The organism is Novispirillum itersonii subsp. itersonii ATCC 12639 (genome assembly GCF_000381985.1).
GTDB classification, from domain to species: domain Bacteria; phylum Pseudomonadota; class Alphaproteobacteria; order Rhodospirillales; family Rhodospirillaceae; genus Novispirillum; species Novispirillum itersonii.
The window spans coordinates 107,610-123,058 of sequence record NZ_KB907341.1; the positions used below are offsets into that span (position 1 = coordinate 107,610).

The window sequence follows — 15,449 nt, forward strand, 5'->3', positions numbered from 1 at the left end:
GGCTGACCGATCCGGAAGCCGATCCCGAAGGATCAGTTCTTTTCCTTATCCACCAGCTTGTTGGCACCGATCCACGGCATCATGGCGCGCAGACGGGAACCGACTTCTTCAATGCCATGCTCAGCATTGCGGCGACGGGTGGCCTTGAAGGACGGCTGACCGGCCTTGCATTCCAGCATCCAGTCGCGCACGAAACGGCCGGACTGGATATCATCCAGAACGCGCTTCATTTCCGCCTTGGTTTCGGAAGTGATGATGCGCGGACCGGTGACATAGTCGCCGTATTCAGCGGTGTTGGAGATCGAATAGCGCATGTTGGCCATGCCGCCTTCGTACATCAGGTCAACAATCAGCTTCACTTCGTGCAGGCACTCGAAGTAGGCCATTTCCGGGGCATAACCGGCTTCGACCAGCGTCTCGTAACCGGCCTTGATCAGCTCGGTCAGACCACCGCACAGAACGGCCTGCTCGCCGAACAGGTCGGTTTCGCACTCTTCACGGAAGTTGGTTTCGATGATGCCCGAACGGCCACCGCCGATGGCGGAAGCGTAGGACAGGGCCAGTTCCATGGCATTGCCAGAGGCATTCTGGGCCACGGCGACCAGACACGGCACGCCACCGCCACGCTTGTATTCGGAACGCACGGTGTGCCCCGGGCCCTTCGGGGCGACCATGAACACGTCGAGGTCCTTGCGCGGCTCGATCAGGTTGAAGTGAACGTTCAGACCATGGGCGAAGACGAGGGCGGCGCCTTCCTTCATGTTCTTGTGCAGATCGGCGTAGTACAGCTCAGCCTGCAGTTCGTCCGGGGTCAGGATCATGACCACGTCGGCCCAGACAGCGGCTTCAGCCGGGGTCATGACCTTCAGGCCTTCACCTTCGGCCTTCTTGCGGGTGGCAGAGCCTTCACGCAGGGCGACCGCGACATCCTTCACGCCGGAATCGCGCAGGTTCAGCACATGGGCGTGGCCCTGCGAGCCGTAACCGACAACAGCGACCTTCTTGGTCTTGATCAGGTTAACGTCGGCATCGCGATCGTAATAAACGCGCATGATTTTGTCCTTTTAAACCAAACTGTCAGTTGGAAGATGAAGGCGACGGGGACGCACTCCCCGCCGCAGTGACACGATAAAAGATCAAAGGGCCTCGGCCCCGCGGGCGATGGCGGCAACCCCGGTGCGGGCGACGTCGATCAGCCCCAGCGGTTCCATCAGTTTGATGAACGCGTCGAGCTTGTCGGTCTTGCCGACAATCTCAAACACAAAGCTTTCGTTGGTGGAATCAACAACGTTGGCACGGAAGATATCGGCAATGCGCAGGGCTTCGACCCGCTTGTCTCCGGTTCCGGCAACTTTGATCAGCGCCAGTTCACGGCTGACATGCGCCCCTTCGACGGTCAGATCGCGCACCTTGTGGATCGGCACCAGACGGCTGAGCTGCGCCTTGATCTGCTCGATCACCATCTCGGTCCCCGAGGTGACCAGCGTGATCCGCGACAGCTTTTCGCGCGGGTCCACTTCGGACACCGTCAGGCTTTCGATGTTGTAGCCGCGCCCGGAGAACAGGCCGATCACCCGGGCCAGAACCCCGGACTCGTTATCCACCAGAACGGAAATGGTGTGACACTGGATTTCGGTCGACATTTGCACGGTGTTTACTCCCTGTCAGGCGTGGCTCAGACCAGCACTTTGCCTTCGTCGGCAATGGCTTCGGTCCCTGCGGCCACCGGCCCCAGCAGCATCTGGTTGTGCGGCTTGCCCGACGGAATCATCGGGTAGCAGTTTTCTTTCTGGTCAACGAGGATGTCCATCAGCACCGGACGGTCCACCGCCATCATTTCCTTGATGGCACCATCGAGCTCATCGGGCTTGTGGACGCGGATACCGACCGCGCCGAAGGACTCCGCAAGTTTCACGAAGTCCGGCAGGGCTTCGGAATAGCTTTCGGAGTAGCGGCTGCCGTGCAGGAGCTCCTGCCACTGGCGGACCATCCCCATGTACATGTTGTTCAGGATGAACACCTTGACCGGCAGGCGGTACTGCACCGCCGTCGACAGTTCCTGCATGTTCATCATGAAGCTGGCTTCGCCGGAGATATCGACCACCAGCGCATCCGGATGAGCCATCTGCACCCCGATCGCCGCCGGGAAGCCATAGCCCATGGTGCCAAGCCCGCCGGAGGTCATCCACTGGTTGGGCTTGTCAAAGCCGAAGTGCTGGGCCGCCCACATCTGGTGCTGCCCGACTTCGGTGGTGATGAACGTTTCCCGGCCACGGGTCAGCTCATACAGACGGCGGATCGCATACTGCGGCTTAATGATCTCGCTGCCCTGATCGAAGGCGAGACAGTTGATCTTCCGCCAGCCGTTGATCTCCGACCACCACGCATCCAGCGCCTTGGCATCGGCCTTGGCCTGACTGGACTTCCAGACCTTCAGCATGTCTTCCAGCACGTGGGCGACATCCCCGATGATCGGCAGATCGACCGCGACATTCTTATTGATCGACGACGGATCAATATCGATGTGGATCTTCTTCGAGTTCGGGGCAAAGGCGGACAGCAGGCCGGTCACGCGGTCATCAAAGCGGGCACCGACACACAGCATGACGTCGCAGTCGTGCATCGCCATGTTGGCTTCGTAAGTACCATGCATCCCCAGCATGCCGAGGAACTGCTTGTCAGACGCCGGATACGCCCCCAGCCCCATCAGGGTCAGAGTCACCGGGAACCCGGTGGTACGGGCAAAATTAGTCAGCAGCTGGCTGGCACCGGGGCCGGAGTTGATGATACCGCCACCGCCGTAAATGATCGGCTTCTTGGCGTTGGCCAGCATCTTCACCGCTTCTTCGATCTTCTTCAGATCGCCCTTGACCTGCGGCTTGTAGGACTTGTGCTTGACCTTTGCCGTCGCATTGTACGGCGCGGGTAACATCAGGATGTCCTTCGGCAGATCGACGACCACCGGGCCGGGACGGCCAGTGGTGGCGACGTAGAAGGCCTCGTGCATGGTGCGGGCCAGATCGTCCGACTTCTTCACCAGATAATTATGCTTGGTGCACTGGCGGGTGATGCCGGTGGTGTCGGCCTCCTGGAAGGCGTCGTTACCGATCAGGTGGGTCGGCACCTGCCCGGTCAGACAGACGACCGGGATGGAATCCATCAGCGCATCGGTCAGGCCGGTGACCGCATTGGTCGCACCGGGGCCGGAGGTTACCAGAACCACGCCCACCTTACCGGTAGACCGGGCATACCCTTCCGCCGCATGAACGGCCGCCTGTTCGTGCCGGACCAGAACATGCTTGATCTGGTTCTGCTGGAACAGCTCGTCGTAAATGGGTAGGACGGCACCGCCCGGATAGCCGAAGATTACGTCCACACCCTGATCAACCAGGGCTTTAAGGACGATCTTTGCTCCCGACATGGTTTCCTGGGCCATAATCCTTAACCTCTCAAAGTGTCTTCTCGCGCCGGAACCGGGGCTCCCCGCCTGTGGGGAGTTCACGCCGGAACGGCGTCTTCCCCGCCGGAAACGCGGGGGAGAACGGCACCCTAGAGGGTTGCGGTCAGCCGGTCAACAAAAAGCGACGAACTTTCGCAAAGATTTCTGATCTCGAACTTTCTGAATATTGCGCAGGAAGGATTTCCCGCGAATTAAGCTGTCCGCGGAACCATGTCATCTGCCTCTTGGCAAAGTTTCTGGTGGCCTGTTTAGACGCGCGGATGGCCTCGGCCCGGTCCATCCGCCCGTGTAGCAGAGCCCGCAGTTCCGGCACCCCCAACGCCTTGAGAATCGGGGCATCTTCCGGCAGTGCCTGCGCATCCAGTCCCCGCACCTCTTCCAGTGCGCCGCTGTCCATCATCAGGTCAAAACGGCGGTCGCAGGAGGCATAAAGCTGGTCACGCGGCGGCGCGATCAGGATCGGAAAAAACGCGCCGTCGATCAGGCGGACATTCGGCTCGGTCTGCCAGTCGGTGATTGAGCGGCCGGTGGCCTCCCACACTTCCCACGCCCGGCACAGGCGCTGGGTATCCCCGACATTCAGCCGCGCCGCAGTAACCGGATCGACCTCCGCCAGCCGCGCATGGAAGGCAGCATTGCCCATGTCGTCCATCTCGGCACGGCTGCGCTGACGGATCTCGTCGGGAATGTCAGGGATCGGGGACATGCCGTCCATCAAGGCCCGGATATACAGACCGGTGCCACCGCAGACGACCGGCAGCAGCCCGGCCATACGGCAGACGGCAATTTCCGCCGCCGCCATCTCGGCCCAGCGCATGGCGGAACAGACCTCCCGCCCCGGCAGCATCCCATACAGACTATGCGGTGCCCTGGCGACATCCGCCGCCGACGGACGGGCGGTGATGACATGCAGATCCTGATAAACCTGCATGGAATCGGCATTGATGACGCAGCCGTCAAACTCCATCGCCAGATCCAGCGCACAGGCGGATTTGCCGCTGGCAGTGGGCCCGGCCACCACCACAATTGCCTGCCGCAGCCTTTCGGGGTCGGGGTTTCCCGTCATTGTCACCCTGCTCTCCTGACACACTTTACACCAACGCCTGACATACTCTGTCGGGCCGGACGCCGCTCCGGTCTTGCCTTCACGGGCGGTTGTTCCGTATACGATGCCGCAAAGCAGCAGATGGAGCCACCGAGAAGTGACATCTGCCCCCGCCGTATAGCCCCGGAGCCTGTCATGGAAAAAGTGCTGACCCTCGTTTCCACTCCGGGCGGGCTGACCGCCGGACACATCGCCACAGCCCGGGATGCCCTGCGCGGGGCCCATGCCTCGGTGTCACCGCCGGACTGGCTGGCGGAAGAAACCGCCTGCGACCTGCTGTTCAGCGGTATTTCCGCCGACTTCGCCGACGCGGTGGTCCGCCCTCACTTCAGCGACGCCGGGGTCGATCTGTTTTTCCAGCCGGTGGAAAACCGCCGCAAACAGTTGCTGATCGCCGATATGGACTCCACCATGGTCACCGGCGAGACTCTCGACGATCTGGCCGCCTTTGCCGGCCTGAAGGACAAAATCGCCGCCATCACCGAGCGGGCGATGCGCGGTGAGCTGGATTTCGAAGAAGCCCTGCGGGAACGGGTCGGCATGCTGAAGGGCCTGTCAGCCGATGCGCTGGAACGGACATGGGAAGAAATCCGGTTCATGCCCGGTGCCCATACGCTGGTCCAGACCATGCGCGCCAACGGCGCCCACTGCATTCTGGCCTCGGGCGGATTCACCTTCTTCACCGGCCGCGTCGCTGCCGCCTGCGGCTTCCATGAGCACCACGCCAACACCCTGATACTCGAAGACGGCAAGCTGACCGGTGAAGTCGGCTCACCAATTTTGGGCAAGGATGCGAAACTGCGCCTGCTGATGGAAGGTGCCGGGGCCCGACACCTGCCGCTGAGCCTGACCGCCGCCGTCGGTGACGGGGCCAATGACCTGCCGATGCTGCAGGCCGCCGCCCTTGGGGTGGCCTACCACGCCAAGCCGCTGGTCCGGGACAGTGTCGCCCACAAGGTAAACGCCGGTAATCTGACAGCCCTTCTGTTCGCGCAGGGGTATAAGGCGACGGAGTTTGTCACCGCCCCATGATCTGATCCCTGTGATCCGGTTGCGCCGGGTAAAAGGCTGCGCTAATTTGGGGAAATTATGGCAGCAAGAACACAGGCGCCGGATATGAAAGCTCGGGTACTGATCGTCGAAGACGATCCGCTGATGGCAGAACGGTATGCTTTCGATCTGGCGGCACATACGGTTGACTGTGTGCATTCAGGTCAGACCGCTATTGCAGCCCTGGAAAAACTGACACCGGATGCCGTGGTGCTGGATGTCCATCTGCCCGATATGAACGGGCTGGACATCCTGCGCCGCATCCGGTCTGCCCAGATGCCGGTCGGGGTGGTGGTGGTCACCTCTCAGGCTTCGGTCCGGCTGGCGGTGGAAGCGCTGCAGGCCGGGGCAACTGACTTTCTGGTCAAACCCTTCACCCCGGAACGGCTGCAGGTCACCATCGCCAATGTGGTGGAAAAACAGCGCCTGTCCCGACAGGTGGAAGAACTGACCGAAACCCTGCGGGAAGAACGGACCAACACGTTCTACGGCTTTATCGGCGCATCGGCAGCCATGCGTGGCGTCTACCGGATCATCGAGGCCGCCGCCCCGTCAAAGGCCACGGTTTTCATCACCGGGGAAAGCGGGACCGGCAAGGAACTGTGTGCGGAGGCCATTCACCGGGCCGGGCCACGCGCCGGTAAGCCGTTTGTGGCAGTCAACTGCGCCGCCATCCCCAAAGACCTGATGGAAAGCGAGCTGTTCGGTCACCTGAAGGGGGCTTTTACCGGGGCCACCGCCACCCGTGACGGGGCAGCCTCCCGCGCTGACGGCGGCACCCTGTTCCTCGACGAAATCGGGGAAATGGACATCAACCTTCAGGGCAAGCTGCTGCGCTTCCTGCAGACCGGCATGGTCCAGAAAGTCGGGGCTGACAGCGCCCAGAAGGTGGACATCCGCGTGGTCTGCGCCACCAACCGCGACCTGCTGCGCGAGGTGGAGGAAGGACGGTTCCGCGAAGACCTGTACTATCGCCTGCATGTGATCCCGATCCATCTGCCGCCCCTGCGGGAGCGCGACGGAGACGCGCTTGAAATCGCCGAATCCCTGCTGGCAAAACTGGCCGTCGAGGAAGGTAAAGGGTTCCGCCGTCTGGAGCGCCGGGCCGCCGCCGCCATTGCCAGCTACGACTGGCCGGGCAACGTCCGACAGCTTGAAAACGTCCTCCGCAGTGCTGTTGTTCTGAACGATGGCCCGGAACTGACGCAGGAAATGCTGCCCCCGGTCCTGTCCACCGGCAGCCGGATCCCGCAGCCGCTGTCATCGGTCGAGGTCTCCGCCGAAACCGCCCCCCGCCCTGCCACCGACCCTGCCCCCGGCAATCCCCGCGATCAGGTCGCAACCCTGATCCTTGGCAGTGCCGCAGACCTGAAACCACTGTGGCTGATTGAGAAAGAGGCCATCGAACACGCCATTGAGCTGTGCGGCGGCAATATCCCCAAGGCCGCGGCCCTGCTGGAAATCAGCCCTTCGACGATCTATCGCAAAAAGATCACCTGGTCTGAAAAAGGGCTGGAATAACCCAGTCCTTCTGCATGACATGCGCTTGCCCTGCCGGATCAGCGGGGCAAGCGCCCCTTGCCCACGTTACGGCTTTACGAACGTACGCTGGCCCTTGACGTAAAGCGGCTGGAAGGTGAAGGCATCCTCACTGTCAGGATCAACCGTGACTTTCACCGCATGGACCTGCTTTTCGCCGTACACCTCAAGACGGGTGACGTTGTCGAGAACAATCCGGTCTTTATCCCGGGTCCTGAACGGGTGATCGATCCGGAAGGTGTGCGTATCCCCATGGATAAACAGCACTGGCCGCCCAAACGCCGCCGCTTCTTCCGCGAACACATCGAGTGTGCGGGCAAAACCGGAATGCCCCGGCGTCTGGCCGTCCTGATCGCTTTCAAACGGGTTCGCCTGCATCGCGAGAATCAGCACCCGCGCATTCTCGGCCTTCGCTTTGGCAAAACTGGACCGGATCCAGTCAGCATTGGCGGCATCGCGGGCGAAAAACTCAGCCACTGCCGCCGGGTCCCGGGTTTCGAAGTTGTTGTTGCTGCCAACCACATGGGCCGTGGCCACCATCACCCCTTTGTGGAGGAAGCGGGCATTCTCCACCATCTGCCGGTGTTCTGATCCGTCAGCCTGCCGTTCGACCGGCAGCGGCGCCTTGCCGAGCGTCAGCCCACGGGGGAAAAACATCCGGCGCACAGTGTCCAGACGCTCCAGCGGATCCATGCTGCCTGCCTTCTTCCGGTGGCAGTCTGTCCACTCATTATCCCCCGGGGTATAAAGCAGCGCGGTTTTGAAACTGTTGAGATAGGCAAGCTGAGCCCGGAACTCGTCATCAGAACAGACCGTTGAGCCGCTCTTAATATCGCCGACATGCACCGTAAAATCAGGGCCCGCCGCATTGATTGCAGCAATCAGACGCTCGTAGGGTGGATAAGCCTCTTCCGGCTTACCATACGGCATGTCACCGATCGCCACAAAACTGAACCGCTCCGCAGCCCCGGCGGGAACTGCCGCAAGGGCACCTGCGGCCAGCAGCGCTCCGGCCATCAAGGACCGAATGGCATGGTGAAAAGAACGTCGCATCAGACACTCCTGTTTAAAGGTACCGGACTGTAATCCCGCAGCCATGTCAAGGGGATGACCGTCCGGTGACAGTGCTGTTATGCCTCTCCCCCGAATCATTTCCGGCTCCACCGGGAGTCGGCATGGGCATTGATGGATCAGATCTGGATTTTATCCCCAGAGACACAAAATGTTCATGATTTGTTTTCGTTTCCAACCTACTTTCCTGCCGCTGACTGACCGGTGTTTTTGCGGTTGCAGCATCGAGAACATAAAAAGAACAGTTCCTCGACGCAATCTGTGGATAACTATACTTTCCGGCACACCTGCAAGGACTTGCGAAGCAACCTTACACTCTATCCACAACCTTAAATAAAAAGGCCAAGGGTACGAATTCACTGGCCTTTCCCGGTAGGTGTCGTTGACACCCATCCTGTCCCATGACATACCATGGTGTACCAAGGGGAACCTACGGAGACCCAGTTCAAACCGATTTCTCAGCGGAGCACGGGGCGCGGAAAAATCGGGTGGGCTCTTTCCTCTTTCAGTGGGCAGTCGGCGGGTCCCGATCCGTCATTTTCTAAAGGCGAGAGGCAGACGGTAAAGCGATGGCGCTTTTCGTTTCGACCATCGTGAACAAAGTTGACCGCAAAGGACGGGTTTCCGTCCCCGCCCCATGGCGTGCGGCACTTGCATCACAGTCGTTTGCCGGGATCGTCTGCTTCCCGTCGTTCACACACCCATGTCTGGAAGGCATGGATATGGAACGGCTGGAGAAAATGGCGGAAAGTCTGGACCGGCTCGACATGTTCTCAGTCGAGCAGGATGACATGACCCAGCTGATTTTTGCCGCCGCCCGTCAACTGTCCTTCGATACCGAAGGTCGGATCATGCTGCCCGAAGACTTTATCGCCCACGCCGGAATTTCTGACAGCGCCGCCTTTGTCGGCCGGGGCCGCACTTTTCAGATCTGGGAGCCCGAAGCCCAGCGCGCCGCCCTTGCCGACAGCATGCGCCGGGCCTCTGCCCAGCGCCCCACCCTGAAGCTTGACGGGGGTGCATGATGACCGCTGCCCCGCACATTCCCGTTCTGCTGGCTGAAGTGCTTGATGGCCTTGCCGTCGGCCCCGGTGGCACCTATGTCGATGGCACGTTCGGTGCTGGCGGCTACACCCGCGCCATCCTTGAAGCCGCAGCCGACACCCGCGTGATCGCCATCGACCGCGACCCCGACGCCCGCCCGCGCGCCGAAGCCCTGTCTGCCCTGTTTCCGGGCCGCCTGTTTTTCCTGCCCGGCCGCTTCGGCGACATGCAGGCCCTTATTGACGCCGCCGGGCTTGGCCCGGTTGACGGCGTGACGCTGGATGTCGGCGTGTCGTCGATGCAGATCGACACCGCCGCCCGAGGCTTCTCGTTTATGAAGGCCGGTCCGCTGGATATGCGGATGGAACAGGCCGGACGCACCGCCGCCGATGTGGTGAACGAGACCGAGGAAAGCGACCTCGCCGATATCATTTATCAGTACGGGGAAGAGCGGCTGTCCCGCCGGATTGCCCGTGCGATTGTTGAGGACCGTCGGATTAACGGCCCGATTGAGACCACCGGACGTCTGGCCGAGATCGTCCGCCGGGTGGTGCCCAAAAAGAGCCATGACGCGATTGATCCGGCCACCCGGACCTTTCAGGGTCTGCGTATTTATGTGAATGACGAGATCGGGGAACTGCAACGCGGCTTAACCGGAGCAGAAGCGTTGTTGCGCCCCGGCGGACGATTGGCGGTGGTGTCTTTCCATTCTCTGGAAGACCGGGAGGTGAAAACCTTCCTCGCCGATCGCACCGCCGAAATGAAATCCCGGCCCCTGCCGGGCGAGAAGGTGCCCCCCCCGGCAACCTTCCAGCTGGTGTCCAGAAAAGCCATCCGCCCGGGGGATGAGGAGTGCCGGCGCAATCCCCGCGCCCGGTCATCCCGCCTGCGGGTGGCAGAACGCACCGACGCCCCGCCCCGGGACAGTGACTCCCCACTCCATGCCGCAGCACACGCCGGTTTCCGGCGGGGAGAGCCGTCATGATCCGTGGTACGACCATTCTATGGGGCATTCTGGTGCTGCTGGTCAGCACCGCGATGTTCCTGATGAAAATGCAGGTTCAGACCCTTGAAGACAGTCTGGCCAAGATCAACCGTGCGACCCGGCAGGACCGGGAGGCCATCCGCGTGCTTGAGGCGGAATGGGCCTACCTGAACACCCCGGTCCGGCTGTCGGAACAGAGCCGGCGTCTGCTGGCGATGGAACCGCTGGATGCGGAAACCATTGTCGCCCTGTCCGCTCTGCCGCTGCGCGGCAAGACCGGGACCGCCATGGCCCGCAATGCGGCCCCCGGCAGCAGCACCCCGGCAGCAGCCAAACCGCGCGGGCGCGCCGCTGCGGCTGACCCGCAGGCGGAGCTGGCGAGTCTGGAAGGGGATCAGTGATGTTCTCTTTCCTGCGTCGTAAACCGAACACCTTCTTTTATCCGGGTGAAGAGATCCGGTCCCTGCGGACCCCCGGGGCCACGGCGAGTCACATCAAGGCATCCCAGAAAGCCGTACAGGCCGGGGCTGCCCACAAATCGCTGGAAACCGGCCGCGCCCGCCTGATTGTCACCGGCGGGCTTTTTGTACTGGCCTACGCCGCTGTCGCCATCCGCCTGATTGACGTGATGGTGCTGAAGGCGGAAGACCGTCCGATCGCTGAACGGATTGCCGCCACCACCGAGGTCAAACCCCGGCGGGCCGACATTGTTGACCGGAACGGCGTGGTGCTGGCCACCAACCTGCCGACGGTTAACCTGTACGTCGACAGCACCAAGGTGATTGATCCGGCGGAAGGTGCTGACAAGCTGGCATCCGCCCTGCCACACCTCAACCGGCATGATGTGCTGGCGAAGCTGTCGTCGGGCAAACGCTTTGTTTACCTTGACCGCAACCTGACCCCGAAAGAGCAGGCCGCCGTCAACGCCGAGGGCGTCCCCGGGGTCTTCTTTGAAAACTCCGAACGGCGGGCCTATCTGCAGGGGCCGCTGCTCAGCCACGTTCTTGGTGCCACCGATCCGGAAAACAACGGGATCGGCGGTCTGGAACTGAGCTTTGACCAGCGCCTGAAAGAAAATTCGGAGCCGCTGCGGCTATCCATTGATGCCCGCGTCCAGTTTGCCGTCCGGAATACCCTGATGAAGGCGGTGGAAACCTTCCAGGCGATCGGGGCCATGGGGCTGGTGCTCGACGTCCGGACCGGGGAAATCATCTCGATGGTATCCCTGCCGGACTTTGACCCGGAATCCTTCGGTAACTCCGACCCGAACACCCGCTTCAACCGGGCAACGCTCGGCGTTTACGAAATGGGCTCGACCTTCAAGGTGTTTAACACCGCGATGGCGCTGGAATCGGGGCAGATCCGTGCCACGGATGTCTATGACACCACCAACCCGCTGAAGATCGCCCGCTTCACCATCAATGATGACCACCCGGCCCGCTATAACCTGAATGTCGGCGAAATCCTGATCAAGTCGTCGAACATCGGGTCTGCCCGCATGGCAGTGCAGCTCGGGCCGGTGGCCCAGCGCAAGTTCCTCAGTGATCTCGGCCTTCTGGAAAGCGCCAAGATTGAGGTGCCGGAAAACGGTTTCCCGCTGTCTCCGCCGGTGCAGAACTGGAAAGAGATCGCCACTATGACCATTTCCTACGGTCATGGTATCGCCGTTACCCCGGTGCATCTGGCCAAGGCCCTGTCAGCCATGGTCAACGGCGGCACCCTGCGCCAGCCGACACTGCTGCTGGGCAATGTGAAGGAAGGCAAACGGGTCATCCGTGAAGAAACATCGGCCACCGTGCGCAAACTGATGCGCATGGTTGTGACGGATGGCACTGCGCGCAAGGCTGACGTCGCCGGATATGAAGTCGGCGGCAAAACCGGTACGGCCGATAAGGCCGCGGTCGGCGGCTATGATACCAAACGCCTGCTGACAACCTTTGCCGGGGCGTTCCCGATCAGTGACCCCAAGTATCTGGTGATCGTGTCGTTGGATGAACCAAAACCTCTGAAGTCGACCTACGGCTTCGCCACCGCAGGCTGGAACTCGGCCCCCACCGCCGGGGCCCTGATCGCCGAGATCGGGCCAATTCTGGGGGTGCAGCCGGTGCCGGAGCCCGAGCAGCCGCGACAGAACGGAACCCAGACCGTCAGCCTGACCTCGAAAGTGGCGGCAGCGGTCGCCTCGGTGACACAGGCGACCTACAACAAGCCCCGCCCGCCAGCTCCACCCCGGACCACGGGAGGCCCTGATGCACCTCGCTGACCTGATGTCCGCACCCGATTTTCCCGGCATCCTCACAGGGGATGCCGGGGTCGCCATTTCTGCCCTGACCGCAGACTCGCGCGCCGTACGCCCGGGCACCCTGTTTGCCGCTCTGCCCGGCGTCAAGGCGGACGGGCACGGCTTTATTCCTGCCGCGCTGGCTGCCGGGGCCAGTGCCCTGCTGGTCAGGGCAGACTGGGCCGGTACGGCTGACGTGCCGGTGATCCGCTCTGCCGAACCACGGCTGGCGCTGGCAAAGATCGCCGCCGCCTTCCATCCGGTCATGCCTGCCCATATTGCTGCCGTCACCGGCACCAACGGCAAAACATCCACTGCGGTCTTCTTCCGGCATATCTGGGGTCTGCTGGGCCAGCGGGCGGCCAGCATCGGCACCCTTGGCCTCACCGGCCCGGACTTTGAAACCTATGAAGGGTTGACCACCCCGGATCCGGTAACGCTGCACCGCTATCTGGCGGACGCAGCCCGTCAGGGCTGTGACTATACCTGTATGGAAGCCTCCAGCCATGGGCTGGACCAGTTCCGGCTGGATGCGGTGCCGGTCGAGGCGGCGGCCTTCACCAACCTGACCCGTGACCATCTGGATTATCACAAGACCATTGATGCCTATTTCACGGCCAAGGCCGGGCTGTTCACCCGTGTTCTGAAAGCCGGTGGCATTGCGGTTCTGAACGCTGACATCCCGGAATTCGCGCCCCTGAAGCGCCTGAGTGAAGACGCCGGAAAGCGGGTCTGGAGCTTTGGCCGCGCAGGCACCACCATCAGAATGATAGACCGGTCGATCCACACCGGAGGGCAGACCCTGACGCTCGAGGTGATGGGCGTCACCTACACCATCGACCTGCCTCTGGTCGGTGAGTTTCAGGCGATGAATGCCCTGACCGCACTGGGTCTGGTCCTGGCGACCGGCGGTGAGGCCGCTGCCGCCACCGAAGCCCTGAATCACCTTGGCGGAGTGCCCGGACGGCTGGAAAAAGCCGGACAGCGGCGCAACGGGGCCGGAGTGTATGTCGATTACGCCCATACGCCGGACAGCCTGATTAATGTGCTGACCGCAGTCCGCCCCCACGCCAGTGGCCGGGTGATTGTGATTTTCGGCTGTGGCGGAGACCGCGACCCCGGCAAGCGCCCGTTGATGGGCGAGGCCGCCGCCCGCTATGCCGATATCCAGATTCTGACCGACGACAATCCCCGCAGCGAAAACCCGGCAGAGATCCGGGCTGCGGCCCGACCGGGATGCCCGGATGCGATCGAAATCGGTGACCGCCGCGCCGCCATTTTTGCTGCGGTTGAGATGCTGCAGGCCGGTGACGTGCTGGTCATCGCCGGTAAGGGGCACGAAGACGGCCAGATCGTCGGCTCGACCACCCTGCCCTTCGACGACCGCGTTGTCGCCCGTGAGGCCCTGAACCATCTGGAGATCACGCAATGAGCCTGTGGACCGCCCGCACCATTGCCCAAGCGGTTTCCGGCACCTGCCCGACCGACTTTTCCGTCACCGGCCTGTCAATCGACAGCCGCACGGTTGCTGCCGGGGACCTGTTCATTGCTCTCGCCGGACCGACCCATGACGGCCATGACCATGTCGCCGCCGCCCTTGCCGCCGGGGCCAGCGGCGCACTGGTCCACCGGATCCCTGACGGGGTCGATCCGTCCTGCCTGATTGTCTGTGCCGATACGCTGGACGGGCTGACCGCCCTCGGGCGGGCCGGACGTGACCGTTTCACCGGTATCGTGATCGGCGTCACCGGCAGCGTTGGCAAAACCTCCACCAAGGAGGCGCTGGCGCATGTGCTGGGCACATTTGCCCCCACCCATGCCGCCGTCGGCAGCTTCAACAATCACTGGGGGGTGCCGCTGACACTGGCACGGATGCCGCAGGACGCCCGTTATGCGGTGATCGAAATGGGGATGAACCATGCCGGGGAACTGCGGGCCCTGACGGCAATTGCCCGCCCGCATCACGGCATCATCACTTGGATTGCCGGGGCGCATCTGGAATTCTTCGACAGCATCGCCGACATTGCCGACGCCAAGGCGGAAATGCTGGAAGGGGTTCAACCCGGCGGCGTCGCCATCCTGCCGCGTGACAGTGAATACTTTGACCGTCTGTGCGGGCACGCCGCAGCGCTTGCCCTGCCGGTCCGCAGCTTTGGGGCTGACGCCTCCGCCGATGTCCGCATGGACTCCGTGCAGATTGCCGCAGACCATACAACCGTCCATGCACAGATCGGTGCCCGCAGCCTCGCCTATACGGTTGGGGCTGCCGGTCAGCACTGGGCCAGCAACTCTCTGGCCGTGATGGCCCTGATCGACGTGCTGGGGCTGGATTACGCACAGGCCGCACAGGCCATGCGTGAGGTCGGCCCCCCGAAAGGGCGCGGTGCCCGCAGCGTACACCCGCTGCCGCAGGGCGGCACATTTATCCTGATTGATGAAAGCTATAATGCCAATCCGGCATCTGTCACCGCAGCCCTGCGCACTCTGGGGGCCCAGACGGCAGAACGCGGGGGCCGACGGATCGCCATTCTGGGCGACATGCGGGAACTTGGGCCGGACAGCCCGGCCCTGCACAGCGGATTGGCACAGGAAGTTGTGGCATCGGGGATCGAGCGGGTCTATACCGCTGGCCCCCTGATGGCGCATCTGCACAGTGCGTTGCCGTCGGCGGTACGTGCTGAGCACGCCGCCGACAGCTCCGCACTCGCCGCATGGATCGGTTCACACCTTTCCGACGGCGACGTGGTGATGGTCAAAGGGTCGCTCGGTATGCGCATGGCTACAATTGTGACCACACTCAAAACTCTGACCGGTTCCGGATCCACACACACACACCAGACCGGTTAGGACAGGTCCCGGATCCCCCCAAACGCCTTCCCCAAGGCGACCGGAGCGGGGGATACCGGGGCTAATC

The 15,449-nt window shown here is 62.4% G+C and carries 13 protein-coding genes; 8 read left to right on the plus strand and 5 right to left on the minus strand.

Annotated features, from left to right (window positions below; genetic code table 11):
- Nucleotides 1-32: 32 nt before the first annotated feature.
- From ilvC to miaA, 4 genes are all read right to left on the minus strand, one after another.
- The gene (gene ilvC / locus G365_RS0109240; protein WP_019645239.1) at nucleotides 33-1,052 is read right to left on the minus strand and encodes a ketol-acid reductoisomerase; all 1,020 of its coding nucleotides are present in this window, start codon (nucleotides 1,050-1,052) and stop codon (nucleotides 33-35) included.
- 84 nt (nucleotides 1,053-1,136) lie between these two features.
- Nucleotides 1,137-1,643: an acetolactate synthase small subunit gene (gene ilvN, locus G365_RS0109245; protein WP_019645240.1), complete on the minus strand. Its 507-nt coding sequence runs from the start codon at nucleotides 1,641-1,643 to the stop codon at nucleotides 1,137-1,139.
- 32 nt (nucleotides 1,644-1,675) lie between these two features.
- Nucleotides 1,676-3,436: an acetolactate synthase 3 large subunit gene (locus tag G365_RS0109250; protein ID WP_019645241.1), complete on the minus strand. Its 1,761-nt coding sequence runs from the start codon at nucleotides 3,434-3,436 to the stop codon at nucleotides 1,676-1,678.
- A 127-nt stretch (nucleotides 3,437-3,563) separates the two neighbouring features.
- Nucleotides 3,564-4,526: a tRNA (adenosine(37)-N6)-dimethylallyltransferase MiaA gene (gene miaA, locus G365_RS0109255; RefSeq protein WP_019645242.1), complete on the minus strand. Its 963-nt coding sequence runs from the start codon at nucleotides 4,524-4,526 to the stop codon at nucleotides 3,564-3,566.
- 174 nt (nucleotides 4,527-4,700) lie between these two features.
- On the opposite strand from miaA, the gene serB reads away from it, so the two are divergent.
- Together serB and G365_RS0109265 are read left to right on the plus strand one after the other, a co-directional pair.
- Nucleotides 4,701-5,597 (plus strand): phosphoserine phosphatase SerB, encoded by an 897-nt coding sequence (gene serB, locus G365_RS0109260; protein WP_019645243.1) that lies wholly within the window; start codon nucleotides 4,701-4,703, stop codon nucleotides 5,595-5,597.
- A gap of 84 nt (nucleotides 5,598-5,681) precedes the next feature.
- Nucleotides 5,682-7,136, plus strand: a complete 1,455-nt coding sequence (locus G365_RS0109265; RefSeq protein ID WP_019645244.1) for a sigma-54-dependent transcriptional regulator — start codon at nucleotides 5,682-5,684, stop codon at nucleotides 7,134-7,136.
- 66 nt (nucleotides 7,137-7,202) lie between these two features.
- Here G365_RS0109265 and G365_RS0109270 read toward each other — a convergent pair whose 3' ends face one another.
- A complete protein-coding gene (locus G365_RS0109270; RefSeq protein WP_019645245.1) occupies nucleotides 7,203-8,207 on the minus strand; it encodes a metallophosphoesterase in 1,005 nt (334 codons plus the stop codon).
- A 587-nt stretch (nucleotides 8,208-8,794) separates the two neighbouring features.
- On the opposite strand from G365_RS0109270, the gene mraZ reads away from it, so the two are divergent.
- Genes mraZ through G365_RS20930 form a run of 6 tightly spaced genes read left to right on the plus strand, consistent with a single transcriptional unit; the run spans nucleotide 8,795 to nucleotide 15,382 of the window.
- On the plus strand, nucleotides 8,795-9,250 hold the full coding sequence (gene mraZ / locus G365_RS0109275) for a division/cell wall cluster transcriptional repressor MraZ (RefSeq protein WP_019645246.1): 456 nt from the start codon (nucleotides 8,795-8,797) through the stop codon (nucleotides 9,248-9,250).
- Nucleotides 9,250-10,254, plus strand: coding sequence for a 16S rRNA (cytosine(1402)-N(4))-methyltransferase RsmH (gene rsmH, locus G365_RS20920; RefSeq protein WP_019645247.1), 1,005 nt, complete (start codon nucleotides 9,250-9,252; stop codon nucleotides 10,252-10,254). Before mraZ ends, rsmH begins: the two co-directional genes overlap by 1 nt.
- Nucleotides 10,251-10,655 (plus strand): cell division protein FtsL, encoded by a 405-nt coding sequence (ftsL, locus tag G365_RS22865; RefSeq protein WP_019645248.1) that lies wholly within the window; start codon nucleotides 10,251-10,253, stop codon nucleotides 10,653-10,655. The genes rsmH and ftsL overlap by 4 nt, the downstream gene beginning before the upstream one ends.
- Entirely contained in the window at nucleotides 10,655-12,517 is a 1,863-nt protein-coding gene (locus G365_RS0109290) for a peptidoglycan D,D-transpeptidase FtsI family protein (protein ID WP_019645249.1), read from the plus strand. Before ftsL ends, G365_RS0109290 begins: the two co-directional genes overlap by 1 nt.
- Nucleotides 12,504-13,967 carry a UDP-N-acetylmuramoyl-L-alanyl-D-glutamate--2,6-diaminopimelate ligase gene (locus tag G365_RS0109295; protein ID WP_019645250.1) on the plus strand — a complete coding sequence of 488 codons (1,464 nt, stop codon included), beginning with the start codon at nucleotides 12,504-12,506 and terminating at the stop codon, nucleotides 13,965-13,967. Before G365_RS0109290 ends, G365_RS0109295 begins: the two co-directional genes overlap by 14 nt.
- Nucleotides 13,964-15,382: a UDP-N-acetylmuramoyl-tripeptide--D-alanyl-D-alanine ligase gene (locus G365_RS20930; protein ID WP_019645251.1), complete on the plus strand. Its 1,419-nt coding sequence runs from the start codon at nucleotides 13,964-13,966 to the stop codon at nucleotides 15,380-15,382. The genes G365_RS0109295 and G365_RS20930 overlap by 4 nt, the downstream gene beginning before the upstream one ends.
- Nucleotides 15,383-15,449 lie beyond the last annotated feature (67 nt).

Excerpts from the sequence above, each read along its gene's own strand:
- ilvN (WP_019645240.1), bottom strand. The coding sequence starts at position 1,643 with ATGTCGACCGAAATCCAGTGTCACACCATTTCCGTTCTGGTGGATAAC.
- G365_RS0109250 (WP_019645241.1), bottom strand. The coding sequence starts at position 3,436 with ATGGCCCAGGAAACCATGTCGGGAGCAAAGATCGTCCTTAAAGCCCTG.
- miaA (WP_019645242.1), bottom strand. The coding sequence starts at position 4,526 with ATGACGGGAAACCCCGACCCCGAAAGGCTGCGGCAGGCAATTGTGGTG.
- G365_RS0109295 (WP_019645250.1), top strand. The coding sequence starts at position 12,504 with ATGCACCTCGCTGACCTGATGTCCGCACCCGATTTTCCCGGCATCCTC.
- rsmH (WP_019645247.1), top strand. The coding sequence starts at position 9,250 with ATGACCGCTGCCCCGCACATTCCCGTTCTGCTGGCTGAAGTGCTTGAT.
- G365_RS0109290 (WP_019645249.1), top strand. The coding sequence starts at position 10,655 with ATGTTCTCTTTCCTGCGTCGTAAACCGAACACCTTCTTTTATCCGGGT.
- serB (WP_019645243.1), top strand. The coding sequence starts at position 4,701 with ATGGAAAAAGTGCTGACCCTCGTTTCCACTCCGGGCGGGCTGACCGCC.
- G365_RS20930 (WP_019645251.1), top strand. The coding sequence starts at position 13,964 with ATGAGCCTGTGGACCGCCCGCACCATTGCCCAAGCGGTTTCCGGCACC.
- G365_RS0109270 (WP_019645245.1), bottom strand. The coding sequence starts at position 8,207 with ATGCGACGTTCTTTTCACCATGCCATTCGGTCCTTGATGGCCGGAGCG.
- ftsL (WP_019645248.1), top strand. The coding sequence starts at position 10,251 with ATGATCCGTGGTACGACCATTCTATGGGGCATTCTGGTGCTGCTGGTC.
- mraZ (WP_019645246.1), top strand. The coding sequence starts at position 8,795 with ATGGCGCTTTTCGTTTCGACCATCGTGAACAAAGTTGACCGCAAAGGA.
- ilvC (WP_019645239.1), bottom strand. The coding sequence starts at position 1,052 with ATGCGCGTTTATTACGATCGCGATGCCGACGTTAACCTGATCAAGACC.
- G365_RS0109265 (WP_019645244.1), top strand. The coding sequence starts at position 5,682 with ATGAAAGCTCGGGTACTGATCGTCGAAGACGATCCGCTGATGGCAGAA.